This window comes from Pseudomonas sp. LBUM1663 (genome assembly GCF_059695905.1).
On record NZ_CP166792.1, the window covers coordinates 2729672 to 2754216 of the forward strand.

18 protein-coding genes and 1 pseudogene are annotated in these 24545 nt (G+C 60.2%); 5 read left to right on the plus strand and 14 right to left on the minus strand.

Features of this window, described 5'->3' with window-relative positions; genetic code table 11:
• Positions 1–23 precede the first annotated feature (23 nt).
• A complete protein-coding gene (locus ACA075_RS12505; RefSeq protein WP_497298736.1) occupies positions 24–8675 on the minus strand; it encodes a GH36-type glycosyl hydrolase domain-containing protein in 8652 nt (2883 codons plus the stop codon).
• Between the two features lie 184 nt (positions 8676–8859).
• Between ACA075_RS12505 and ACA075_RS12510 the strand changes: the two genes are divergently transcribed.
• A complete protein-coding gene (locus ACA075_RS12510; RefSeq protein ID WP_497298737.1) occupies positions 8860–9198 on the plus strand; it encodes a hypothetical protein in 339 nt (112 codons plus the stop codon).
• Positions 9199–9342: 144 nt separating this feature from the next.
• Positions 9343–9525, plus strand: a pseudogene (locus ACA075_RS12515) (hypothetical protein); the annotation flags it as partial.
• Between the two features lie 91 nt (positions 9526–9616).
• Here ACA075_RS12515 and ACA075_RS12520 read toward each other — a convergent pair.
• From ACA075_RS12520 to ACA075_RS12545, 6 genes are all read right to left on the minus strand, one after another.
• Positions 9617–9835 carry a PLD nuclease N-terminal domain-containing protein gene (locus ACA075_RS12520; RefSeq protein ID WP_497298738.1) on the minus strand — a complete coding sequence of 73 codons (219 nt, stop codon included), beginning with the start codon at positions 9833–9835 and terminating at the stop codon, positions 9617–9619.
• Positions 9836–10009: 174 nt separating this feature from the next.
• The gene (locus tag ACA075_RS12525) at positions 10010–11425 is read right to left on the minus strand and encodes a purine-cytosine permease family protein (RefSeq protein ID WP_497298740.1); all 1416 of its coding nucleotides are present in this window, start codon (positions 11423–11425) and stop codon (positions 10010–10012) included.
• A gap of 284 nt (positions 11426–11709) precedes the next feature.
• On the minus strand, positions 11710–12861 hold the full coding sequence (gene argE, locus ACA075_RS12530) for an acetylornithine deacetylase (RefSeq protein WP_497298741.1): 1152 nt from the start codon (positions 12859–12861) through the stop codon (positions 11710–11712).
• A complete protein-coding gene (locus ACA075_RS12535) occupies positions 12858–13535 on the minus strand; it encodes a DUF1028 domain-containing protein (RefSeq protein ID WP_497298742.1) in 678 nt (225 codons plus the stop codon). Before ACA075_RS12535 ends, argE begins: the two co-directional genes overlap by 4 nt.
• Before the next feature lie 164 nt (positions 13536–13699).
• Positions 13700–14116 (minus strand): RidA family protein, encoded by a 417-nt coding sequence (locus ACA075_RS12540; RefSeq protein WP_017338215.1) that lies wholly within the window; start codon positions 14114–14116, stop codon positions 13700–13702.
• A 24-nt stretch (positions 14117–14140) separates the two neighbouring features.
• Positions 14141–15451: a flavin-containing monooxygenase gene (locus ACA075_RS12545; RefSeq protein WP_497298743.1), complete on the minus strand. Its 1311-nt coding sequence runs from the start codon at positions 15449–15451 to the stop codon at positions 14141–14143.
• A gap of 268 nt (positions 15452–15719) precedes the next feature.
• Between ACA075_RS12545 and ACA075_RS12550 the strand changes: the two genes are divergently transcribed.
• Positions 15720–16703: a GlxA family transcriptional regulator gene (locus ACA075_RS12550; protein WP_219096725.1), complete on the plus strand. Its 984-nt coding sequence runs from the start codon at positions 15720–15722 to the stop codon at positions 16701–16703.
• Between the two features lie 174 nt (positions 16704–16877).
• Here the strand turns inward: ACA075_RS12550 and ACA075_RS12555 are convergent, their stop codons facing one another.
• Together ACA075_RS12555 and ACA075_RS12560 are read right to left on the minus strand one after the other, a co-directional pair.
• Complete coding sequence (locus ACA075_RS12555) at positions 16878–17366, minus strand: copper chaperone PCu(A)C (protein ID WP_497298744.1); 489 nt, start codon at positions 17364–17366, stop codon at positions 16878–16880.
• Positions 17366–17971, minus strand: a complete 606-nt coding sequence (locus ACA075_RS12560; protein WP_497298745.1) for an SCO family protein — start codon at positions 17969–17971, stop codon at positions 17366–17368. The genes ACA075_RS12555 and ACA075_RS12560 overlap by 1 nt, the downstream gene beginning before the upstream one ends.
• A gap of 346 nt (positions 17972–18317) precedes the next feature.
• Between ACA075_RS12560 and ACA075_RS12565 the strand changes: the two genes are divergently transcribed.
• Both ACA075_RS12565 and ACA075_RS12570 read left to right on the plus strand, forming a co-directional pair.
• Positions 18318–18518, plus strand: a complete 201-nt coding sequence (locus ACA075_RS12565) for a YbdD/YjiX family protein (protein WP_497298746.1) — start codon at positions 18318–18320, stop codon at positions 18516–18518.
• Between the two features lie 191 nt (positions 18519–18709).
• The gene (locus ACA075_RS12570) at positions 18710–19516 is read left to right on the plus strand and encodes a hypothetical protein (RefSeq protein WP_497298748.1); all 807 of its coding nucleotides are present in this window, start codon (positions 18710–18712) and stop codon (positions 19514–19516) included.
• Between the two features lie 40 nt (positions 19517–19556).
• Here the strand turns inward: ACA075_RS12570 and ACA075_RS12575 are convergent, their stop codons facing one another.
• The 5 genes from ACA075_RS12575 to ACA075_RS12595 all read right to left on the minus strand — a co-directional run bounded on the left by ACA075_RS12575 (position 19557) and on the right by ACA075_RS12595 (position 24376).
• Positions 19557–20300: a hypothetical protein gene (locus ACA075_RS12575; RefSeq protein WP_497298749.1), complete on the minus strand. Its 744-nt coding sequence runs from the start codon at positions 20298–20300 to the stop codon at positions 19557–19559.
• A 253-nt stretch (positions 20301–20553) separates the two neighbouring features.
• Positions 20554–20802: a hypothetical protein gene (locus tag ACA075_RS12580; RefSeq protein ID WP_497298750.1), complete on the minus strand. Its 249-nt coding sequence runs from the start codon at positions 20800–20802 to the stop codon at positions 20554–20556.
• Between the two features lie 189 nt (positions 20803–20991).
• Positions 20992–21417 carry a hypothetical protein gene (locus tag ACA075_RS12585; protein WP_497298751.1) on the minus strand — a complete coding sequence of 142 codons (426 nt, stop codon included), beginning with the start codon at positions 21415–21417 and terminating at the stop codon, positions 20992–20994.
• Between the two features lie 259 nt (positions 21418–21676).
• Positions 21677–22582 (minus strand): alpha/beta fold hydrolase, encoded by a 906-nt coding sequence (locus ACA075_RS12590; protein WP_497298752.1) that lies wholly within the window; start codon positions 22580–22582, stop codon positions 21677–21679.
• A gap of 117 nt (positions 22583–22699) precedes the next feature.
• Positions 22700–24376 (minus strand): MFS transporter, encoded by a 1677-nt coding sequence (locus tag ACA075_RS12595; RefSeq protein ID WP_497298753.1) that lies wholly within the window; start codon positions 24374–24376, stop codon positions 22700–22702.
• Between the last annotated feature and the right edge of the window lie 169 nt (positions 24377–24545).

Genomic DNA, 24545 nt, shown 5'->3' on the forward strand with positions numbered 1-24545 from the left:
ACGCCAAGGTTGGCGATCAATGTCTACTCATCGGCGGCACGTTCGTATTCCAGCGCCCGAGGCCTGGGTGTTCGGGCGCGGCAATCCACCCGAACCCAACGCTCCAGGCCGTCGTCATCCAGTGTCAGCGCAGCGTCACTCAAGGGCTGGCCGTCGAGCGTCATGGAGGTGAAGGTCGAACTGCCCTGACGCACATCAAAGTGGTAGAGGGTTTTGCCGAAGCGGTAGTGCAAGATAAAGCCCGGCCAGTCGACGGGCATCAGCGGTTCGATTCTGAGCGTGCGGCCGCTGCGTTGTACACCCAGCAATGACTCGACTATCAGCCGGTACATCCAGCCGGCAGATCCGGTGTACCAGGTCCAGCCTCCACGCCCGGCATGGGGCGCAGCGCCGTAGACATCAGCAGCCATGACATAGGGCTCGACCTTATAGGTGTCGATTCGGACATTGTTCGCAGGGTCGGCGGGATTGATCAGATTCAACAGTTCCCACGCTTTGCCGGCTTCACCCAACTGCGCAAACGCCATGCCCGCCCAAACAGCAGCATGGGTGTACTGACCTCCGTTCTCGCGCACGCCAGGAACGTAGCCCTTGATATAGCCCGGGTCCAGGGCACCCTTGTCGAACGGCGGATCAAGCAGCAACACGGCACGGATCTCACGTTTTAGCAGATGCTCATCCAGTGACTGCATGGCCTGGATCTGGCGCACTGCGGAGCCGGCACCTGACAGGACTGACCAGCTTTGAGCAATGGAATCAATACGACATTCTTCATTGCTCGCCGAGCCGAGCAGTTGCCCGTCATCGAACCAGGCACGGCGATACCAGGCGCCGTCCCAGGCACTGTGTTCGAGGTTGCGTTGCAGTGTCACCGCGCTGTCGCTGCAGCGTTTGGCAAATTCGTGATCACCGTGCAGGCGGGCGGTCACCGCAAATTGCTCCAACACTTGGTAGCTGAAGAAGCCCAGCCAGACACTTTCACCTGCACCCAGATGGCCGACGCGATTCATGCCGTCGTTCCAGTCACCGGAGCCCATTAGCGGCAGCCCGTGATGGCCGCGGCGCAGGCTGTGTTCGATGGCACGCACGCAGTGTCGATACAGCGACTCTCGCAGGTCCGACACCCCGGGGAGGTCATAGTAGGACTCTTCGCCGGCCCCGAGTTGGCGTCCTTCCAGATACCCGGCGTTCTCTTCCAGTACGCCCACATCTGCGGTCATTTCAACATAGCGGTTGGTGGCGGCCACCAGCCACAAAAAGTCATCGGAGCAGGCTGTGCGAACCCCTCGATTCATCGGCGGGTGCCACCAGTGTTGCACGTCGCCTTCCACATACTGATGGCCGGCGCACAGCAACAGATGGGCCCGCACGGCTGCCGGATCGGCATGGATCATCGCCATGCTGTCCTGCAACTGATCGCGGAAACCGATGGCACCCCCTGACTGGTAGAAACCGCTTCGGGCCTGGAAACGGCAGGCGATGACCTGGTACATCAACCAGCCGTTGACCATGACGTCGACCGCAGACGCGCCCGTTTCAATACGAATCGCACCGAGCAATGCGCGCCAGTGTTCCCGTACTTTATGCAATTCCTCTGCGGCCGCCAGACTGCCCCGATAACGCTGCACCAGCTTTGTGGCGGCGTTACTGGAAGACGCTGCCCCCAGACGCAGAATGACTTCCCGAGTATCGCCCTCGCCGAGTTCGATCGACACTTGCAGGGCGGCACAAGGGTCCAGACCACCGCCCATGCGCCCGGACAACCCGGCATGCTGCATCGCTGCCGGTGAGGCGAGGGTGCCATGGCGGCCAATGAATTCAGTACGGTCACCGCTGACACCGTGATCGATCGTGTCGGTGTCAAAGAACGCCACCCGCTCGGAAAACTCAACCGAATAGGCGTTGCGGGCAAAGAAGGCCCCGCTGGCGGGGTCCGATTGGGTAACCACATGCATCGCCGATTTGCTGCGCAGATCGCCCAGCACCCATTCCACATACCCTGTGACCGACAATGACCGGCGGCGTCCCGAGCGGTTGCTCAACAATAGCCGAGAGAATTTGATCGGCGCATCCAGCGCCACGTAGATCCACAGCTCGCTGTAAATGCCGTCTTCTTCATGTTCGAACACGCTGTAACCGAAACCGTGACGGGTCTGGTACGGGCCTTGTCCCGGGCAGGGTTGAGGCGCTGCAGACCAGAAGTGCCCGGTCTCTTCATCACGCAGGTAAATGGCTTCGCCGCTGCGATCGGTGACCGGATCGTTGTGCCAGGGCGTCAGGCGAAATTCATGGGCGTTTTCGGCCCAGGTGTAGGCGCTGCCGGCCTCCGATACAACTGTGCCGAGATGTGCATTGGCGATCACGTTGACCCAAGGCGCGGGTGTCGGATCGGGCGCGAGCCCGGTGATGATGTATTCACCGCCATCGGCGCTGAAGCCGCCATATTCGTTGTTCAACAGCAGGAAGGGACGGTTCGGTCGTACCGATGCCGGCCGAGCCTGAAAATGCCGGGTCGCCACAAACGGCGCGTGCACCGGTGATACTTTGCGGCGGTGAATCTGTTCGGCAAGGCTGCCCAGATCTTCGTTCAGCACCAGCCTGGCAACCGAGAGGAACAGCACGCGATCTTCATTCGACATCTGCTGCGCGGGGCGCACAAAAATCCCGCCCGGGCGATCCAGCAGAGTGGCTTCACTGCCTGAGGTGATAAGGCCCAGAATCGCGTCTTGCAGTTGCTGGCGATAACCCGCCTGATCTTCGTTCCAGATCAGCAAATCGACCACCAGGCCTTTTTGTCGCCAGTAGGCGTGGGCCTGAATCAGTTGCCGCACCAAGGCGATGTTGTCCAGGCTGTGGACTTGCAGCAAAACAATAGGCAGGTCACCGGAGATGGCCTGGCCCCAGAGTCCCGGCTGATTGCGGCGATTGGCAATCAGCACCGCATTGTCGGCGCGCATCGAGGCGTTCGCATACAGCAGCGACGAGGCCATCTGCTCGAACAGACGGGCATCCGACAACGAGGCGTTGAGCTGACGCAGAAGCACCTGGCTATGCGTCCAGGACAGGTCAAACACCCGGTCGGCCAGGTGGCGGTCGCGGTATTTGTTGATGAGGTAGAGGCAGCCGTCCCGATTGTCGGCTACGCCAGTGACCAGGTCGATGGTGGCCTGCTGGCCGGGTTGCAGGGTAATCCTGCAGCGAATCGCGACCACCGGATCGAGCACAGGGCCCGCACTTCCTGACAAGCGCTGACAATTGGCATCCAGGGCGGCAGGTGACACAAGGCTGCGTCCTCGACCGATGAACCGGGCGCGATCGGTTTCGTACGAGATCGCATCGATGTCCACCCCGTGTGCCGCCAGCAAATGGCACATCCACGGCGTTGGTTCATCGCTGGCGCGGGGGCGGCGGCTGCAGACAATGGCCTGAAGCGCAGGCAGTAATTCGGTCTGCACGAACAACTTGCTGAATGCCGGGTGCATTGCGTCGCTGGCTGGGGATGTCAGCACAACTTCGGCGTAGGTGGTGATCTCCAGGGTTTTGGCAGATGAGGCTCGGTTTGTGACATGCAGGCGGCGCAGTTCGATGTCGTCTTCAGGTGAGACGACAATTTCCAGGTGCGTGTCGAAATCCAGATTGCGCGCGCGGAATTCTGCACGGGAATCGCAGAAGATCGCCTCGTGGCTCTCGGGTTTTTGCAACGTCGGTTGGTGCGCCGCCGACCAGACCGTGTTGGTCTGGACATCGCGCAGGTAGCAGAACATCCCCCAATTGTCTTGAGAAGTGTCCTCCTGCCAACGGGTGACGGCCATTTCATTGTGCCGGCTGTAACCACCGCCGCCGCTGGTCAGCATGACGTGGTAGCGACCGTTGGAAAGCAACTGCACGGCCGGGCGTTTGCGTCCTGGATCAGAGAACACCCGAAGCCCCGTATCCTGGCCCTGACCAACTTCGCCGAGCACTGGCGACTGTGCGGTTTGCAGGTACGGCGCGGCGGATTTGGGCACCCGCTCCTGCAACAGCAGCAAGGCTGATTGCAGCGCCGGTTGAGCCTCGAATCGGCGTTGCATGGGTTGATCGAGCAGCAGGCTGGTCAAGGCCAGCAGGCTCATGCCCTGGTGGTGAGCCATGAACGACCGGACCACGGCGAAGCGCTGGCCGCGCGGTAAGCGGGCCTCGGTGTAATCCACCGCTTCATACAGGCCAAAACGCCCTGAAGATCCCTGTAAGGCCAGGCGTTGCAGGTTTTTGCAGGCTGCATCGGCATCGACCATCAACGCCAAGGCGCTGGCATAGGGCGCTATCACGACGTCATTGCTCAGCCCGCGCTGGAGCCCCAGGACCTGAACGCCGAAAGCGCGGTATTGATAATTGAAGTGCGCGTCGACGGTGTTGTAACCCGACTCCGAAACGCCCCAGGGAATGCCGAGCCTGTTGCCATGGTCGATCTGCACCGACACGGCGGCGCGGCAAGTCTGGTCCAGCAGGCTGCCGTCATAGTTGGGCATTAACACCATCGGCATCAGGTATTCAAACATCGAGCCCGACCAGGACAGCAACGTCGGTACGCCAGCGTTTTCACTCAGTAGCCTTCCCAAGGTGAACCAGGCGCGCTGGGGGATCTGTCCTTGCGCGATGGCCACGAAATTGGTCAGCCGCACCTCGGACGCCAGCAGGTCGTAATAACCGGTGTCGAGCCTGCACTCCTCGGCGTTGTACCCGATGACGAACAGGTCACGCTGGTTGTCGTAAAGCCACGAGAAATCCATCTGCGCCAGCGACGTCGCCAATAGCGCCAGCTGCTCCAGGGTCTCCAGGCGCTTCCCGGCGTCACTGCGCACCTGCTCGATTTGAGGATGATGGTCGTTTGCCCAGTCGGCGGGGTTCAGACCTGCCAGCTGACGCAAGGTGCATGGAGCTTCAGTCGCGACCAAGGGGGCAGGGAGTTGATAGCGCTGCAGTTCCTCTGTCCAGTCGATGCATTGCCGGGTAAACGCTTCTCGCCAGTACAGGCTTTCCTCGTCGGTGTCCGTTAGCTTGCTTGTGGCCGTGACGTGAGCCGTTTGTAGCAGGTCTGCCAGCGCCTCGGTAGTCTCCGCTTGCGAGGCATGTTCAAGGCCTTCTCTTAGTTGATTCAGGGCGTATTCATCCGCCCCCGAGGCGCGCTGGGAGTCTGCAAGGATATCCAGGGTATCGCGCAGGCCCTTGATCACGGCAGGGCCAAACATCGGGGCGTCTGCAAGTTGCGCAATGCCGGTGCTCAAGGTCAGCAGCACGCCCGCCAGGTTCCCGCTGTCGACGGTGGAGACGTAATGCGGACGCAGCGGCTCGAGGGTCTGCGTGTCGTACCAGTTATAGAAGTGCTGCCGATAACGCTCCAGACCCTCCATGCTGTCCAACGACGGCGCAAGCCGGGACAGCAGCCGTTCGGTACTCAAGTAGCCGAAATCGTGGGCGGCCAGGTGGGCTAGCAAGGACATGCCCATATTGGTCGGCGAGGTGCGGTGGGCAATGGTAGGCCTGGGTTCTTCCTGCACGTTGTCCGGTGGGAGCCAGTAATCCTGAGGCCCGACGTATTGATCGAAGAATGCCCAGGTCTTGCGCGCCAGCACCCGCAGGAAGCGCAAATCCTCCGTTGACGGTGCGAACTCCGACTGCTTGGGTGCTGAACTGAGCCACCAAGCGATCCAGGGGCCTGCCAGCCACGACAACAGCAGCGGACTGGCAATGGCCAGCGTCTGCGGATCCTGTGCCAGCAGGGCCAGTGAGATCAGGGCCGACACCGGCGCGATCCACATCTGGCGATAGAGGCCAAGCAGCTGATTATCGGTGGTGCGCTCCACCTCGCGCGAGGGCTGCCATTGCAAAAGCCGGCGTCTGCTGAAGCCGATTCGCCAAAGCGAGCGCAAGACTGCATCGGCGTTGTAGAACATCTCGAAGGGCAGCCAGGCGAGCGTCAGACACGCCCGGGCCAGGTCCTGTGCCAGATCTCCCAGCAGCGCCCTGAGGTATTGTCCGAAGGGCACATCGGCGGGGGGCTGCATCAGGTCGGTCACCGCGCGAAGCAACGGTTGAATCACCATCAGGCCGATGACTGTCAGGGTCCAGTTCATCGGCTGACTGCTGGCAAACCAACCCCATGCAAACATCAGCAATAGCGCCAGCGGCTCCAGGCTGCGTCGCAGATTGTCCAGAATCTTCCAGCGTGCCATGACGCTCAACCTGTTGCGCACCCATTTCCCGTCGGCGTTGCGCGCCCAGGGCAATGTCCACGGCAGCAATTGCCAGTCACCGCGGACCCAGCGATGCCGTCGTTTGACATCGGCACCATAGCGCGAGGGGTGTTGCTCGTAGACCTGCACGTCGCTGAGCAGGCCGGATCGTGCATAACAACCTTCGATCAGGTCGTGGCTGAGAATCTGGTTATCCGGCAAGCATCCTTCCAGAGCGCAGGTGAACGCGTCCACGTCGTAGATGCCCTTGCCGATGAAAGAGCCTTGCTGGAACAGGTCCTGGTAAACATCCGAGACCGACCGAGTGTAGGGATCGACGCCGGCATCACTGCCAAACAGACGGGCGTAGATTGAGCGCGTGGCGCTGGTCAGGCTGATGCCCACTCGCGGTTGCAACACCGCGTAGCCGGAAATGATCTGCTCGCCCGCACTGTCAAACAACGGACGATTCAACGGGTGCATCATGGCCGCCACGCATTGGCGAGCGACGTCGCGCGGCAGCAGGGTGTCGGTGTCCAGGGTGATCACGTAACGCACCCCGCGCAACGGCGTGAGGTCGCCGACGATGGCGTTGAAACGATCCAGTCCATTGCCGCGCAACAGGGCGTTGAGTTCAATCAGCTTGCCGCGTTTGCGCTCGTGTCCCATCCACACGCGTTCGCTTGCGTTCCAGCGACGCGGCCGATGCAACAGAAAGAATCGGTCGCTGAGTCCGTCCGCGTATTTTTCGTTGAGCAGGGTGATTGCACGGGAGGCCCGTGTCAGCAACTCGGCGTCCTGGGGCAGTGACTCTTCAGTCGCATCCAGAAAATCGCTGAGCAAGGCGAAATACAGGTTGCTGTCGCGGTTGGCGAGAAAGCGCACTTCCAGACCTTCCACCAGTTCGTCCACATCTGCCGGGCTGGCGATCAGCGTCGGGATCACCACCAGGCATCGCGCGTCATCGGGAATGCCGTTGGCGAAATCCATTTTCGGCAGTGTCGTCGGCAGCATGCTGAACGTGACCAGCCAATTGATCAGGCTGATCGCCAGTCGGCTGGTCATGATCAGGCATGGAATCGCCATCATCAGAAGCGCCGTATCGGGCATCCCGTCGCGCTGCGCAGAGGCCAGTAGAGGCCAGGCGAAGATGAGCGTCAGAAAAGCCACCGGCGCCAGATAAAATACCAGCGGTGACTGTTGCAACAAACGTTTCCAGCGCTCATGAAGCGGTACCCGGGCGTTGAGCCGTCGCTCGAGCGTCGGCAACCCTGCGCTGATCAGGTAATACCCGACATGGTGGGCCAGCAATTGGCTGGAGACTGACGCGGTTCCGGTTGCGGCGAGATTGATCGCGGCGCGGGCGACCTGGATTTCCGAGTGCTGGGGGCTTCTTCGAGCAAGGCGTTCAATGACATGCCGGTAGCTGTCACGGGTTTTGAAATCCATCGCCCGGTAAATCGCCGCCGGGTCTTCATTAAGAATCTGTTCGACATGACTCATCGACTCGACGAACTCGCGCCAGTCAGTGGCGGACAAGAGGCGCAAGCTGCCGATGCTGTTACCAATGGACACCTGATCCGCTGCCTGTTGTTGCGCATCAAGCTGCACCTGGCGTTCGATGCTGGAGCCTGTCTCGCTCAACATCTGTTCGATCCAGTTCAGCGCCAGAGCCAGGGCTGCGTTCTGACCCTGCAGGCTGCGGGTGAATTCGGCGACAAAGGCGGGGGTCATCGGCGGAGCGGAGCGCGCCATGTCAGCAACGGTCAGCACCACGTTTTTGGTGTCTCGTTCTGAGGTTTCGATCAAGCGCTCGGTCCAGTCATCAGCCAGATTGCGATCATCGGCATTGGCCATGACCCGGGAGGCCACTCGCCGCAGGTTTTCGATCAATGCCAGACGCAGCATGATCGGTATCGCCCACAGCTCGCCCAGCGCAAGTGGCATCACGGTCTGATAGGAAAGAATGAAGCGGCTCAGACTGTCCTCATCGACTCGACCGTCGCCATGGGAGATGGTCTCCAGGGCGATGTCATAGACGCGAGGCAGCCCCGCGGACGGGCCGTTGATCAGCCGTGGCAACTCACGGCTATAGCCTTTAGGCAGGTGCGTTCTGGCGGCGCGGATGTGGTCCTCGACCAGATAGTAATTGTCCAGCAGCCATTCCGCTGCCGGCGTCACGCGTCGGCTGGACAGTTGCGAGTTGGACAGCGCCGTGCAGCTGCGCTTGAGCAGCTCCTCGTTATCGTCGAGCCTGTGCAGCATCGAGTCACGTGCGGACAGCGTGGTCAAGCGATGTTGGCCGGCAAGTGCGATGCCATGACTGGCCATCTGGTCGGCGCTGAAAAGCTCCGAGCGCAATATCGGCTCGTATTCGAATCGCGGTTGGGAAAACTGTCGGGTTCGCCAAATGCCGGACGAGCGAGAAATTACTTTCTGTATGCGAGTCCATATGCTGTTCATAAGGTCCTGAGCCTGAAACGCACAATGCAATTGCGTGCGTTTTGATAGGTGCGCCAACGCAGTGCGCCAGCCCCGAGCAGCGCTTGGTGGACGTAGCTTTTCAGCTTCAGTGTGGAGACTTGAAGGGTTGTTCGTCTGTTCGCTGGCGAACATAGCCGGCGCTCTTTGAATGCGGTCAAGTTAAATGGAACGCGTGAGCGCTGTTGATATCTACTCCCCACGAGAACCGGGGGGGAGCACGATGAAAGAGGCGCGAAGAAGGCTGGCCGTAACAACGTGGCAAGAGCTCTTTACACTGCCCGAAAACCGCATCGATGCTGAAGACAGGTACGACAGGCTATTGAAGTCTGCTGACACCATGGAGTGCGAAGGCCTGATTACCAGTACCGAGTGGCGCAAACTCGTTCAACAAGCCGGGACATTGTTTGCAAGTAACGCAGAGTGCATGCGCGAGGCACGTGCGCGGCAAAATCGGCAGGTTGCCATTCAATGGTGGGCTCCGGCGAAAGTAGCGCGCTTCTAACCAGAAGCTGCCTTTTGCCGGGCCCTCACGGCTGACCTTGGCTGTTTTCAGAACGACGCTGATCAATTCTCTAACACGGTGGTGTCGAGGGCCCAGTGCAATGACTGCTCACTCGGAAGCAAGCGCGACGTTCAGGCACCCTTCAATAGCCTGGGGACTGATGGCTTCGGCCGTAGCGACACACGCTCGGCATTACGCGACTTTTTTGAAGTGGATCGCTATCACATCGTCCTGGCGGCGCTTGCCATGGTGGATACGCAGGCGCATGCCAAGGCTCGCGCGCAATACGGCATCAATGCTGTTGATGACGTGCCTTGGCATCGTTGAGTGCCTTGGGATGAAAAGGGCTGCGGCGAGTGGCCGTCCTTGGGACGGCCCCCTGTCGATCAGAAGCGGGTTATAGCGAACTCTCCTGACTTCATTGCCGGGCCTGGGGTGAATGCGGGTTGTGTGCGGTGTGTTTCGGTCCAGCCAATGCCCACGCCACCACCCCAATCAGCGGCACAAATACGATCGCTACGATCCACAAGAGTTTGTTGCTCGATTTGCCTTCGGCTTTGCGCACTCGGTTGATTGCCCATAGCTCGACCAGCAACAGAACGGCTGTCAGCACGATCCAGATTGTTTCGATTTGCATGAGTCACCCTCCAGATAGTCCTTCTCTTAGGTGAGTCGTGGTGGGCAGGGTTCATTAAATTTGGGTGGAGATTTGATCAGGGTTGCTCGCGAGGGTGGTCTGTCAGAAAAATTTGTTTTGGCTGTCAGGGCCTCATCGCGAGCAGGCTCGCTCCTACAGGGATTGCGGGGTGAGTTAGATCGAGTTGGCGAGTTTTCCGGTGGATAGGCGGCGCTTGTAGGCGGTGTCGCGGTTGGCCAGCCAGTAGTAGAGCGGCGAGGTGATGAGCAGGCCGACCAGCCAGGACAAGTCAGCGCCGTTGATGTGTTCGGAGATTGGCCCGACGTACAGCGGCGTGTTCATGAACGGAATCTGCACCGCGATCCCGATCGCATACGCTAACAATGCCTGCGGGTTGTAGCGTCCATAGATCCCGCCATCGACCTTGAAGATCGAGTTGATGTCGTACTGACCTTTGTGAATGGCATAGAAGTCGATCAGGTTGATCGCGGTCCACGGCACCAGCACCACGAGCAGCACCAGCACCATGTCGACGAAGTGGCCGATGAAGTTGGCGGAGGCGCCGACGGCGGCGAAGCAGCAGGCGGCGAGGACGATGACGGAGAGGACGGCGCGGCTTTTGGCGGTCGGGATCCAGCGGTAGGCGAAGGTTTGCACCAGGGTGATCAGCGACAGCACGGCGCCGTACAGGTTAAGGGCGTTGTGGCTGATGACGCTGAGCAAAAACAGCACAAGCATCAACGGGCCGATGGAGCCGGTGGCGAGCTTGACCGCATCCATGGTGTCCATGCCCACGGGTGTGGCGAGGACGGCGACGGCGCCGAAGATGAACGAGAGACTGGAGCCGAGCACGGTGCCCAGATACGTGGTCCAGAACGTCGCGGCCACGGGCACGTTGGCCGGCAGGTAGCGCGAATAGTCGGAGACGTAGGGCGCGAAGGCGATTTGCCAGAGCGCGGCGAGCGACACGGTGGCCAACCAGCCGGAGAGGTTGAAGCTGCCACGGGTGAGGAAGTCGGCGGTCTGCACGTGGGTGAAGATGTAGCCGAAACCGAGCACGATGCCGGCGCCGAGCACCCAGGTGCCGATGCGGTTGAGCACGTGGATGAACCGGTAGCCGATAATGCCGATGATGCCGGAACCGAGGGCGCCGATGACGATGCCCACGGGCACCGGGACGCTGTCGACCACGCCGTGCAGGGACTTGCCGGCGAGGACGATGTTGGAGGCGAAGAAGCCGATGTACATGATGCCGGCGATCAGCACCACCAGCAGGGCGCCGAGGGAGCCGAACTGGGCGCGGCTCTGGATCATTTGCGGGATGCCCATCTGCGGACCTTGCGCCGAGTGCAGCGCCATCAGCACGCCGCCGACCAAGTGGCCGACGAGGATGGCGACGATGCCCCACACCAGGTTGAGGTGGAACATCTGCACGCCGAGGGCGCCGGTGACGATGGGCAGCGGGGCGATGTTACCGCCGAACCAGAGGGTGAACAGGTCGCGGGTCTTGCCGTGGCGATCTTCGGGCGGCACGTAGCCGATGGTGTGTTTTTCGATGAGCGGGGCGGCGGTTGTTGCTGTGGTAACCATGACGGACTCCAAGGCAATTTGAGTACGTGGACGTACTTCGGTGAGCGCTGCACGGGGGCAACGCTTTTCTTGTTGGAGTGATGATGTGCGGTGGGGGCGGATAGATAAATTAGTAAGATTGTGGGTATAGACGTTAAAAAATGTATGCCGCCTTACACCCGAAAACCTGTGGGAGCTAGCCTGCTAGCGATAGCGATTTGACAGTCAAAACTGATTTGGCTGACAGATCGCTATCGCTAGCAGGCTAGCTCCCACAGGGATTTTTTGGGTGTTCGGAATCTTTGCTATTCAGTGATCGATAGCAGCATCCGTTGCAGCATGGCGTCGCAGGCATGGAGTTGTTCGAGGCTGACGAATTCGTCGGGTTTATGGCCCTGGTCCATGCTGCCGGGGCCGCAGACAACGGTGGGAATGCCGGCGGCGTCGAACAGGCCGCCCTCGGTGCCGAAGGCCACGGTGCCAAATGCTCGGGAACCGCAGAACATGGCGATCAACTCAGCCGCTTCGCTGTGCGCATCAGTCGCCAATCCGGGATATGCCGACAGCTGGCTGAATCTAATCTCGCTTTGTTCACTCACAGCACGCATGCGCGGCAACACCTGTTGCTCGGCATAGGCCTTCAACGCTTGCGCCACTTCACTTGGATCATGCGAGGGCAACGCGCGGATTTCGAAGTCGAAGCGGCAATCGGCGGGGACGATGTTCAAGGCCTTGCCACCGGAAATCACCCCGGTCTGCACGGTACTGAATGGCGGATCGAACCGCGCATCGTGATGCTCGGGGGCTTTGAGTCGGTTGCCGATCCGCCCCAGTTCACCGATCAGTTCGGCGGCGTATTCGATGGCATTGACCCCCAGCGGTGCGTAGGCGGAGTGGCACGCTTCACCGTGAACATCGCAGCGCATCGCCAGCTTGCCTTTGTGCCCGAGCACCGGTTTGAGTTCGGTCGGCTCACCGATAATGCACAGCATCGGTTTGACCGGGCGCTGCTCCAATTCTGCCAGCAACGAGCGCACGCCAAGGCAGCCGACTTCCTCATCATAAGACAGCGCAATGTGCACGGGCAGCCGTAGCCTCGCCTTCGCCAGCGACGGAACGAGTGCGAGAACACAAGCGATGTAGCCTTTCATGTCCGCCGTACCGCGCCCGAACAATTTGCCGTCGCGCTCGGTGAGTTCAAACGGCGCAACAGTCCACGGCTGGCCGTCGACGGGCACCACGTCGGTGTGCCCCGACAGCACGATGCCCGGCCGATCCACCGGGCCAATGGTCGCGAACAGATTGGCCTTGCTGCGCTGCTCGTTGTAGACCAGTTCGCACGGCACATCGAAGCCAGCGAGGTAGTCGCGGACGAACTCGATCAGGTGCAGGTTGGATTCGCGGCTGGTGGTGTCGAACGCCACCAGGGTTTCAAGCAAATCACGGCTGCCGCTCATCGGTCGTCTCCGGCGACGCCGTAGCCAGGGGACTTGTCGGGGGCGAGGGCGCGGTCGATGTAGTCCTGAACTTGTGGGCGATAAGCATCCCAGAGTTTTTCCAGTTGGCCGATCGGATTTTCATCCGCCCAATCGACCCGCAGGTTGATGATCGGCCAAGTCAGTTCGCCAACCACCACCATCGCCGCCGAATGCACCGGCCCGGCTTCGCCACCAGCGGCGATGGCGGCTTTCATCGCGGCGAGCAAGCGGTCGGCGAGTTGGCCTTCGCCGTGTTCGAACGCTTCGACCATGGCCTCGATCACCGCGCGGTCGGCGAGCATGTTGCCGGCGGCGACGCATTGTTCACCGGAGACGGCGTTGTGGTTGCCGAGGGTTTGCGCGCCGCTGAAATGCGCGGTCTGGCCGAGGTGGTCGATGGCGGTGATCTGACGGTACTGGCTGTAGCCGTTGCGGGTCAACACCTTGTCCAGCGCTTCGGCGGGCGCCAGGCCTTGCTCCATCAGGGCAAGCACTTCCGGGCCTAACGACGGCAGGGTGATGTTTTGTGTGGAGACAGCGCCGACGCCTGGCAGCAGCCAGGGGCAACGGGCACCGACGGCGATGCTGGAGGAACTGATGGCAATGCCGAACTGACCGGTTTCGGGGCATCGGGCGGCGATGGAGAAGGTCATGGGTTTTGCTCCTTGGTTGGCCTTGGCAAATGAGGTGTCTGTTTGGCCGCCATCGCGGGCAAGCCCGCTCCCACAGGGTTTTTTAGTGGCCGCAAAATTTGTGCACGACAACTAACCCTGTGGGAGCTGGCTTGCCTGCGATGGCCGCGACGCGGCCTACTTCTTTACTCAGGAATCACCGCAATCACATCAATCTCCATCAACCACTGCGGTTGCCCCAGCGCCGACACCACCAACCCGGTCGAAATCGGAAACACACCTTTCAACCACTTCCCGACTTCCTGATACACCGGCTCGCGATACCGCGGATCAATCAGATAAGTCGTGGTTTTGACGATGTGACTCAGGTCGCTGCCAGCCTCTTCCAGCAACTGCTTGACGTTGCGCATGGCTTGCTCGGCCTGGGCACGCGGGTCACCCAGACCCACCAGCCGGCCCTCGAAATCCGTCCCGACCTGGCCGCGAACATAAACGGTATTGCCGGCCCGGACTGCTTGGCACAGGTCGTTGTCCAGGCTCTGGTTCGGATAGGTTTCCTTGGTGTTGAACATGCGAATACGGGTATGGGTTGGCGTGGACATTTTTAGCTCCTGACAGAAAAAGGCTTAAGCACTGACCGTGGTTTTGAGGGCGACCGGGGCCTGTTCAGCCTCGCGTTGCGCCGCATCGTGGTAGTCGAGATAAGAGCGCTGAATCGCGATGTGGTCCGCCACGTACTTGGCGTCATGCCAGACACCCCAGATGAACGACGAGCCGCGACGGGACTGCCACGGCAGCCCGAGGAAATACACACCAGCCTCACTCGACACACCGCGCTGATGCTGCGGCTTGCCGTTATCGTCGAAGGCATCGACCTTGAGCCAGCTGTAGTCCGTGGTAAAACCGGTGGCCCAGATGATCGAAGTCACGCCGGCCTTGGCCAGATCGAGTTCAAGAATCGGGTGGGTCACGCACTCCGGATCCGGGAACACGTGGCGTGCTTCCGGTTCTTCCGGCAAGTCCAGGCCATTGCGTTCGATGTAGGCATCGGCGGCATTCAGCAGCGCCAGATAGTTCTCATCGCCACGCGCCAGGTTGTCGGCCAGGTTCGGCTGGAACGTTGCCACGCCACCGTTGAACGATTGAGTCAGACCGACCAGCGTCATGCCGCGATGGGCGAGTCCACGGAAGTCCACCGTGCGCCCGCCATGGGCGCCGCTGACCGCGATGGTCACGTGCTCCCGCCCCGGTTTCATCGCCGCCTGATCCCACTCGCCCAGCACACCCAGCCACCAGCAGAAATCACGGTTGCGGTAAGCGCGAGGAGGCCGGTCGTGGGCACCGACGGAGAGGTAAACCTTCTTCCCTGCACGCTGCAATTCATCGGCAATCTGCACGCCGGACGAACCCGCGCCGACCACCAGCACCGCGCCTTCAGGCAGTTGTGCCGGGTTGCGGTAGTCGGCCGAGTGGATCTGCATGAAAGGCTGATCTGTCGGCGCAATCGGCGGGATGACCGGACGCTGAAACGGCCCGGTGGCCGCCACCACGCGGTTGGCTTCAATCACGCCTTCAGAGGTTTCAATGGTGAAGCCCGGGCGACCGGCATTGCGCTCAACCTTCAGCACATCGACGCCGGTACGGATCGGCGCATTGAATTTCTTGGCGTAGGCCTCGAAGTAATCGGCAACGCGTTCTTTCGGGGCAAATTCGTCGGGACTGAGGTCGTCAAAATCAAGACCCGGGAACCGGTCATGCCACGCTGGACCATTCGCCACCAGCGAATCCCAGCGCCCGGTGCGCCAGCGCTCAGCAATGCGGCTGCGCTCCAGCACCAGGTGCGGCACCCCGAGTTTGCTCAAGTGTTCACTCATGGCCACGCCAGCCTGACCGGCGCCAACAATCAGCGTATCTGTTTTTATTTTTTCAGTGGTCATCTCAATACCCTTCGAAGTTGGAGTTAGGCCGCGAACGACCTGCCATTTCTTGGGCTCAAGACTAGGGATGACCCTGGTATCGGTAAAATATTATTAAGCTGGCATTTGAGTATAAATAACTGAGGCAGAGCGCTGTCTGGCGCTCGAGTCGATACGCCGTAGTGGTGCCGCGGGTTAACATGGCGCTTTATCAACCCACCAGACAACCGGTTCGGTACGTAATGGAGTGGATCGAGCATTGATCGAACGACGCCAATTCAGCGGAGGCATGAAGGGCAAGAACCTTCGCTATCTGAATGAACACCCTGATGGGACCCGGCAAACGGTCCGCGCAGGCTTTCTGCTGCTCGAACATTTCTCGCTGCCGGCGTTTACTCAAGCGCTGGATACGGTGGTCACGGCCAATCTGCTACGGCCTGAATCGTTCTCTTCCTGCACATTTGGTTTGAACGATGGCGAGGTCGTCAGCGATCTGGGCCTGGTCATTCGGCCCGATGCCCGTATCGATTGTGCAGCGGTCAAAGCGCTGGACCTGCTGGTGATCTGCGGAGGCTACAGGACTGAGCTCAAGGCCAGCGAAGGCTTGATCAGCCTGTTGCGGACCGCGTCAGATCAGGGTGTCAGCCTGGCCGGGTTGTGGAATGGTGCATGGTTCCTGGGGAAGGCGGGGTTGCTTGACGGATACCGTTGCGCGATTCACCCGGAACATCGCCCGGCGCTGGCGGATTTCTGCAAGGCGACGCAGGTCAGCAGCGAGCCCTACATCATCGATCGAGACCGGCTGACGGCTTCGAGTCCATCCGGGGCCTTCCACATGGCGCTGGACTGGATCAAAGGGCTGTACGGAAAAGCGCTCGTCGAGGGGATCGAGGACATCCTGGCGTTCGAGGAGTCCCGTTACCGACGGATCAAACCGACGGAAAATGTCTGTGTGAGCGCGCCGTTGCGCGAGGTGGTGAAGCTGATGGACGCCAACCTCGAAGAGCCGTTGGAGTTGGAGCAACTCGCGGTCTACGCGGGGCGTTCCCGCCGACAGCTTGAGCGTTTGTTCAAGGAGCAACTGGGCACCACACCGCAACGGTATTACATGGAGCTGCGGATTACCGAAGCGCGGCGGCTGCTTCAGCATACGGAGCTGTCCCAGGTGGACGTGCTGGTGGCGTGTGGCTTTGTGTCACCGAGCCATTTCAGCAAGTGCTACAGCTCGTATTTCGGCTACCGGCCTTCCAAGGAAAAGCGACTCGTCAAATAAGAGTCGCTCGGCCTGAGAAACCCTGATCCTTAATTGAATGCTGTCACTCAAAACAATGTTCAGCCGAGCATAAAACCTGTGGCGAGGGGGCTCTAGTGGCGAGGGGGCAAGCCCCCTCGCCACAAAAGCTCCACCAGGCCACAAATATGGGTGGCATTGCTTGGGAGAACAGCCTTAATGCATCTTGCTGTGATCAGCCATGCCCAGTGCCCGAGCCTCGGCGTCCACCTTGATCGTCTCTTTCTCGCCCTTGGCATTTTCAACGATCAAGGTCAGCGGGACTTTATCGCCTTCCTTCACCTGCGCCGTCAGGTCCATCAACATCACGTGGTAACCGTGGGGATCAAAACTCACCGGTTTGCCGGCCGGCAGCGCGACGGACTCGACCTGACGCATGCTCATCACATCGTCTTTCATGGTTGATTGGTGGATTTGTACGGTTTTGGCGACAGGCGATTGCACGCTGAGCAGCTTGCTGTCGCTGTCGGCTTGCAGCGTCATGAAGGCCCCGGTCGATGGCTGGCCGGCAACGGTCGCGCGGACCCAGGCGTCGTCCACTTTGGTTTGCGCCGATACCTGCCAGGCCATGCCGATCAGGGCGCATCCCAGGACCACTTGTTTTACACGTCGCGAGAAAACGGTGTTTGCGTGGATCGAATTCATCAGCAGACTTCCATGACGGTGAGCAGGTCTTCTGCGCACTCTTGAGCCGTAAGAGACGCGGACAGCCCCAGGCGCAAGTTGCCCCGGGAGTCGAAGACGTAGCTGGTCGCGGTGTGGGAAAGGGTGTAGGTCGAACCGCTCGGGATCTTTTCGAAGAACACGCCGAACTCCTTGGCGGTGGCGGCGGTTTCTTCCAGGGTGCCGTGCAGCGCCTCGAAACTCGGGTCGAACGTCTTGACGTAGGCGTCGAGCATTTGCGGTGTGTCGCGTTCCGGGTCGAGAGTGATGAAGATCACCTGCAGCTTCTCGCCGTCGCGGCCCATCAGTTTCTTGGCCTGTGCCGCGCGGGCCAGGGTCGTGGGGCAGACCGCCGGGCATTGGGTGAAACCGAAGAACACCATCGGCATCAGGCCGCGATAACTGGTGAGCATCTTCGTTTCGCCCTGGGCGTCCTTGAGCTTGAAGGTACGCCCCATGATCTTGTCGCTGAGGTCCTTGCCGTACTTGAACGACAGCTTGGAGCTGTCATCGCAGCCGGCGAGCAGGCCAAGACTCAACAAGCCCATACCGCGCAGGACCGTGCGGCGGGTAAACAACGTACTCATGGAAAAGCATTCCTGTGTTGCGACGGGAAATCTGTAGCGCCTGATGAGTCAAACGAAAAAAGCGCGTGGATATTAACAAACTGTGGCCGTGTTTCGCTCATTGTTGGACGAGGGGTGGTTTTGGTACAGGTGCAGAAACTGCTGAAAACTACGGATCAGCAGAAACGCCCGGGCCACTGACTACCCGGCCATAGCACGATCCTCTGTAGCCGCAGGCTTCGCCAGCTGCTACAGGTTATGCGTTGCGGTTGATGGCTGGTATTGGACACATTGTCGCGCGGACACATTCCAGATACATAAGTGCGCTTTCATGGGCGCGTCCCCCCATCACAATGAGAGCTTCGCCATGTTCCGTAAATTGCAGCAAGCCGCCCGCTTCCTCAGCCAGAGCGCGCGTTTGATGGTCGGCGTCCCCGATTACGACAACTATGTCGCCCAGATGGCGCTTAAACACCCGGACGAGCCGGTGATGAGCCATTCGGCGTTTCTTCGCGAGCGTCAGGAAGCCCGCTACGGCGGCAAGCAATGCACGACGCGTTGCTGCTGATTACTTGGGCGAACGCCGCGATCAACACAATATCCTCCCCATTTCGTTACGGCTGCTAAGCTTCGACGTTGCAGCGTCCGAGCCTTTGCGGGATCGGGCGTTGAGCGTGGCCATGGAGTACGACTTCAGTATCAATATCCACTTCTACATAGGTGGCGAGCGATTGTCGGTAACCTGCACGGAGGCAGGCAATGGTAATCAAGCACGTAGGCCATTCAAGTGCCGAGGGCGTTCCCGAGCCACTCGATCACGAAGAGATAGAGCGGGTGCTGGCGCTGTTGCTGGCCAGTCCGGTGTTTGCCAAGTCCAGGCGCATGGGCAGTTTGCTGCGTTTCCTGGTCGATCACGATCTTCAATTTTCCAATGTCCCGCTCACCGAGCATGCCATCGGCATCGCGGTGTTTCGCCGTGACCCGGCGGTTTACTGCACCGGCGACGATCCGGTAGTGCGCGTGCAGGTGGGCCGGTTGCGGCGCAAACTCGCGATCCATTACGCCACCCTGGGTCAGCAGGACCCGGTGCGCCTGAGCATACCCGCCGGTTGTTATCGGCTGGCTTACCAGCGGATCAGACCCAAAACCATCGCGACTCGCCATCCTGTTTTGCAGATTCAGCCATTTACCTGCATCACCCGCGACGGCGATGACTTCACCAAGGGCTTGTCTGAAGAATTGAGCTGCCGGCTGTTCGAGTCGTTCGAGCAGGCGCAAAGCCATGGCAACCACGTGTTGATGAAGGTGTCACACGCCAGCGTCAAGGCACTGGACGTTGTACGTGCCGGGCGCGGTAACTATTCCCTTGAGGGCAGCGTGCGGGTGGAACCGAGCCGTGTCCGGGCATCGGTGCGCCTGATTGATGTCGCACAGGGGCGGATCCGCTGGTCCGAGCAGTTCGATCGCAATCAACCTTACGGCATCGCGACCCAGGAAGATCTGGCGGAGTCCATCTGTCGGTCGTTGACGGGCTATTTCGCCCGGGGAAGTGGTGATGTTTTCTGAGTAGAAGGGGCAACCGCGAGGTTGCCCCCGGGTGAGACGATTACACGGTTTTCCATGCCCCGCCTTCGTAGAGGCGGGTTGCATCGTTAACGACAGTCAGGTCGATTTCGATGGCCTTGGACCGCGACGTGCTGAACATGGTGCTGGTCTGCACGTTCTGCTCGAACCACACGAGAATGGTCTCGACCGGGGTCAGAACAGTATTGCCGGTGACCACCTGGTTCGTGGCAACGTAGATCGGGGTGCTGACCTGCTTGCCGTCGATGCCGACCGACAACTGGTTGATGCCGGGGTGGATCGGGCCGTATTCGTTATCCAGAGTGATGGAAATGTCTGGGCCGCCGGTCACCGCATTGCCCAGCAAGCCTTCCGGGCTGAGTATCGATTGTTGCCCCAGACCAATCGTGACGATGTTGGTCGAGACCTTCACCGTCACGTCAGCCTGAAAAGTATTGGACCCGAACAGTTGGTATTGCGGGGTCCAGCTGAAGCCGTTGTTGCTCAGGTACTTGTCATAGGACTGCCAGACAACGTTATAGGCTTCGTTGCCGACCTTCTTGGCAAAGCACAGCTTGTAGCCTGACTGCTTGAGCAGAGTCAGGTCATCGGCTGCGATCTCGATGGTGACTGACTTTTGCGTGGCCGCCAGGGTCGACGTCAGCACCTTGCTGTAGTCCGACGTTTTCAGAGCCGTGGGGGCAATGCTCTGGAACGATTTGAGGGCCTCTTGCACATCATTGTGAAGTTGCAGAGCTTGCTTGCTTACAGCGCTCGACTTACTCATGGCTTTCCTCTTCCTTGGTTGTGTTAGGCAATCAATGGCCAGCGGGCAGCGAATCCGACAAGTGATCGGGGCAGCACCCTCTAAACACATTGACGGCTTTACAGTAGGCGCAGGATTCAGGGCGGCGAAGTGTCTTGGCGTTACAGCGGGGAGGGGTGTTAAACCAGCAAGGTAACAGCCTGCGTAACCGGGTTGTATCAAGGGATCCGCGAGGTGAACAGCGGGGCGGCCGTGCGCCCGCCCCGCCGTAGCCTTAATGCGCCGGTGTACTCACCTTCGCGTCGGCCCAGACAAAGTTCCAACTGGTTCGTTTGCCCTTGGCAATCTCGATCAGCTTGTTCTCATATACGGTGTGATTGACCGTGCCGGTGTACGTCAGCTTCCGGGCCGCGTTGTTCCCGGTGACTTCCCCGGGTTTGCCGCCAGATTCGGTCATGGCCTTTTTCATATCGGCTTCCGACGGGGCGCTGCTCTGGTTTTTTTCAACGGTTACGAAACTCATGGTGTCACCTCTTCCGTGATGGGGGGATCGGCGGACAGCCGCGTCGAGACGTTCTCGACCCGGCCAACACACCGAAGCCAATACTCTATTGGCTCGCCGGGCACCGCAGAAGTGACAACACGGTCGGTAAGGTAACACCGCAGATACAGCGAATAGCGCAATGTAACGGCGACGTATCAGCCAGCGACATCACTTCGCTTTCCAGTGACCACCGCCCGATTCGCAATCAATCTTCGATTGGGCCAAGTGTTCCGCGCCGTAGTAATACGTGGTGACCTGGGCATTGTCGGGGATGTTCAGCGACTTGCTGTTCTTGTCCTTGCTGGTGGAGTGAGGGTTGGCCAGGGATTCCTGGGTCAGGGTCGCGATGCAGGCGGCCTGATAATGATCGTCGCACTGTTCGACTTTTTTCTTGGTGCTGGTGAGCATCTCCTTGCTCTCGTTGCTGCATGACCAATCGATGGCATTCACCGCCATGCCTTCGTACTCATAGCAACTATGGGACTCGATCACCGGAACGGAGGGGCTTTGGGATCGGGTCAGGACGTCACAGCCTTCAGCGAATACCAGCGTGGGGCTCAGGCTGGCGAGCAGAAACAACAGTCTACGGTTCATCGGGAATTCCTCTCCAATGGCGCTGCTCGTGATCAAAGATCGGCGCTTATAGGGTTTCGAAAACACGATGAGGCGCGGGGTTCAATTCGTTTTACAAAGCGCTGGGGAATGTAGCAGCTGGCGAAGCCTGCGTTCGGCTGCGCAGCAGTCGTAAAACCTGAGCACGCGGTTCTCCTGAAACACCGCGTTTACCGATTTCACGACTGCTGCGCAGCCGAACGCAGGCTTCGCCAGCTGCTACGCAGGGGAAGTTGCGGTTCTACTGCGTAATAAATTCACGAATCACCTGAATGGTCGGCGTCGGCGCTTCTTCCATCAGCCAATGTCCCGCCCCTGGAATCACCACCTCGGTCACCTTGTCCGCCGCGTTGCGCATCACGATCGCTTCATTGTTGCCAAAGGATTTTTCCCCACCGATGGCCAGCACCGGCATGGTCAGGCGCGTTTTCATCGAGGCTTCGTTGTCCACCGCATCCTGACGAATACTGCGGAACTGGGCGAAAGCGGCGTGCATGGCGCCGGGGCGGGCATAGAGTTTGGCGTAATGCTGACGGGTGGCTTCATCGACCTTGGTCGGGTCGCCGGCGAACTCGTTCCAGAAACGGTCCAGGTAGATGCGTTCGCGACCGGCGACCAGGCGTTCGGCATCCGGCCCGCCAAAGTCGAAGTGCCAGAGCATCGGTGAGCGAACAATCTCGTTCCACGGTGGAATGCCCGGCACGGGCGCATCCATCACCACCAGGCGATCCGTCAGCTGCGGATAACGCGAGGCGTAGGCGAAGGCGACCATGGTGCCGATGTCGTGGCCGATGACCACCGCGTGCTCGATTTTCAACGCTGCCAGCACGCCACGAATATCCCCCGCCTGGGTCTTCTTGTCGTAGCCGCCGTCCGGGATCGACGACAAGCCCATGCCACGAAGGTCCGGCACCACGACGGTGTGGTCCTTGGCCAGATCGGCGGCCAGTGGCGCCCACATGTCGCCGGTGTCGCCAAAGCCATGCAGCATCACCACGGCAGGGCCCTTGCCGCCGACGCGCACATGAATCGTGGCGCCTTCGACCGGGATGTCCTGAACACGAAACCCGGCAGGAAAGGGCGTCACTCCGGCCAGGGCCGGAATGCTCAGTGCAAGCAAAAACGCGCTCAACAGGATACGAATCATCACCGGTGCCCCCGTCAGTATCCGGGGAAGGAACCCCGAAACAATATGGATGAGCGTAGACCGTTTGATCCGAAGCAGAAGTGCCCTCTCGCTCGCACGAGAGGACAGGTGCCAGCATCAGGTGTGATGAATCTCCCGATCCTTGGTTTCCGGCATGAAGAATATGCCCAGGACGGCCGTCATCACGGCGATGACAATCGGGTACCAGAGGCCGTAGTAGATATCACCCGTGGCCGCGACCATGGCGAACGCCACCGTCGGCAGGAAGCCGCCGAACCAGCCGTTGCCGATGTGGTAGGGCAGCGACATCGAGGTGTAGCGGATGCGCGCAGGGAACAGCTCCACCAGCCAGGCGGCGATCGGGCCGTAGACCATGGTCACGTAGATCACGAGGATGGTCAGGAGTAACAGCACCATCGGGTAGTTAGTTTTGGCCGGGTCGGCTTTCTCAGGGTAGCCGGCCTCTTTGAGCGCGGTGCCGAGGGCGGCGGTGAAGGCGTCGTTCTTGGCTTTGAAGTCGGCAACCGGCATGCCGGTGCCTTCGAAGCTCTGGACCACTTTGTCGCCGATGCGCACCTGCGCGACAGTGCCCGGTTCGGACTTCTCGTTCTTGTAGGGAATGGCCCGCTTCGCCAGCACTGTCTTGGCGAGGTCGCAGGAACTGGTGAATTTGGCCTTGCCCACCGGGTCGAACTGGAACGAGCACTGGTCGGGATCGGCGATCACCGTGACCGGGTTCTTCTCCTGCGCAACAAACACGTCGGGGTTACCGTATTGGGTCAACGCATGGAAGATCGGGAAGTAAGTCAACGCCGCGATAATGCAGCCGGCCATGATGATGCCCTTGCGGCCGATGCGATCGGACAGGCTGCCGAAAATGACGAAGAACGGCGTGCCGATCAGCAGCGAACCGGCTATCAGCAAGTTGGCGGTCTGCGGGTCGATCTTCAGCGTCTGCAGCAGGAAAAACAGCGCATAGAACTGCCCTGTGTACCAGACGACGGCCTGGCCGGCGGTGCCGCCGAGCAGCGCCATGATCACGATTTTCAAGTTGTCCCAGCGGGCGAAGGATTCGGTCAGCGGCGCCTTGGAGGACTTGCCCTCAGCCTTCATTTTCAGGAACACCGGCGACTCGCTGAGCTGCAAGCGGATGTACACCGAAACAATCAGCAGCAGGATCGACAGCAGGAACGGAATCCGCCAGCCCCAGGCCTCGAAGGCTTCGGTGCCGAGGGCGGTGCGACAGGCGAGGATCACCAGCAGAGAAAGGAACAGCCCGAGGGTCGCGGTGGTTTGAATCCACGAGGTGAAATAACCGCGCTTGCCTTTCGGCGCATGCTCGGCGACGTAGGTCGCCGCGCCGCCGTACTCACCCCCCAGCGCCAGGCCTTGCAAAAGGCGCAAGGTGATCAGGATGATCGGTGCCGCCACGCCGATGGTCGCGTAGCCGGGCAGAAAACCCACCACGGCCGTGGAGATACCCATGATCACAATGGTGATGAGGAAGGTGTGCTTGCGCCCGATCATGTCGCCCAGTCGCCCGAACACGATGGCGCCGAAAGGGCGCACCGCGAAGCCGGCGGCGAACGCGAGCAGCGCGAAGATGAAGGACGTTGTCTCATTGACGCCGGCGAAGAAGTGCTTGGCGATGATCGCGGCCAGGGAGCCATACAGGTAAAAGTCGTACCACTCGAACACGGTGCCCAGGGACGAGGCAAAAATGACTTTGCGCTCCTCCTTGGTGATGCCGTGGTGGGGCGCGCTGCCCGTGGAAGTGTTGTCGATTGCGGCCATGAGTCTTCTCCGTCGTTCTTGTTATAGGCCGGAGTCGCTCATTACCTTTTGCCGCACCCAGGCCCTTGGGCTGATGTCGTTGGAATACGGATTGCGCGAAGCATGCACACAGGTTGACGGCCTCGCATCACTGCAAGGTTTCCTGAAGCATAATCGGCTTCTCGCAGAT

Coding starts and splice junctions, on each gene's coding strand:
- ACA075_RS12505 (WP_497298736.1), bottom strand. CDS start 8,675: ATGAACAGCATATGGACTCGCATACAGAAAGTAATTTCTCGCTCGTCC.
- ACA075_RS12510 (WP_497298737.1), top strand. CDS start 8,860: ATGGAACGCGTGAGCGCTGTTGATATCTACTCCCCACGAGAACCGGGG.
- ACA075_RS12520 (WP_497298738.1), bottom strand. CDS start 9,835: ATGCAAATCGAAACAATCTGGATCGTGCTGACAGCCGTTCTGTTGCTG.
- ACA075_RS12525 (WP_497298740.1), bottom strand. CDS start 11,425: ATGGTTACCACAGCAACAACCGCCGCCCCGCTCATCGAAAAACACACC.
- argE (WP_497298741.1), bottom strand. CDS start 12,861: ATGAGCGGCAGCCGTGATTTGCTTGAAACCCTGGTGGCGTTCGACACC.
- ACA075_RS12535 (WP_497298742.1), bottom strand. CDS start 13,535: ATGACCTTCTCCATCGCCGCCCGATGCCCCGAAACCGGTCAGTTCGGC.
- ACA075_RS12540 (WP_017338215.1), bottom strand. CDS start 14,116: ATGTCCACGCCAACCCATACCCGTATTCGCATGTTCAACACCAAGGAA.
- ACA075_RS12545 (WP_497298743.1), bottom strand. CDS start 15,451: ATGACCACTGAAAAAATAAAAACAGATACGCTGATTGTTGGCGCCGGT.
- ACA075_RS12550 (WP_219096725.1), top strand. CDS start 15,720: ATGAAGGGCAAGAACCTTCGCTATCTGAATGAACACCCTGATGGGACC.
- ACA075_RS12555 (WP_497298744.1), bottom strand. CDS start 17,366: ATGAATTCGATCCACGCAAACACCGTTTTCTCGCGACGTGTAAAACAA.
- ACA075_RS12560 (WP_497298745.1), bottom strand. CDS start 17,971: ATGAGTACGTTGTTTACCCGCCGCACGGTCCTGCGCGGTATGGGCTTG.
- ACA075_RS12565 (WP_497298746.1), top strand. CDS start 18,318: ATGTTCCGTAAATTGCAGCAAGCCGCCCGCTTCCTCAGCCAGAGCGCG.
- ACA075_RS12570 (WP_497298748.1), top strand. CDS start 18,710: ATGGTAATCAAGCACGTAGGCCATTCAAGTGCCGAGGGCGTTCCCGAG.
- ACA075_RS12575 (WP_497298749.1), bottom strand. CDS start 20,300: ATGAGTAAGTCGAGCGCTGTAAGCAAGCAAGCTCTGCAACTTCACAAT.
- ACA075_RS12580 (WP_497298750.1), bottom strand. CDS start 20,802: ATGAGTTTCGTAACCGTTGAAAAAAACCAGAGCAGCGCCCCGTCGGAA.
- ACA075_RS12585 (WP_497298751.1), bottom strand. CDS start 21,417: ATGAACCGTAGACTGTTGTTTCTGCTCGCCAGCCTGAGCCCCACGCTG.
- ACA075_RS12590 (WP_497298752.1), bottom strand. CDS start 22,582: ATGATTCGTATCCTGTTGAGCGCGTTTTTGCTTGCACTGAGCATTCCG.
- ACA075_RS12595 (WP_497298753.1), bottom strand. CDS start 24,376: ATGGCCGCAATCGACAACACTTCCACGGGCAGCGCGCCCCACCACGGC.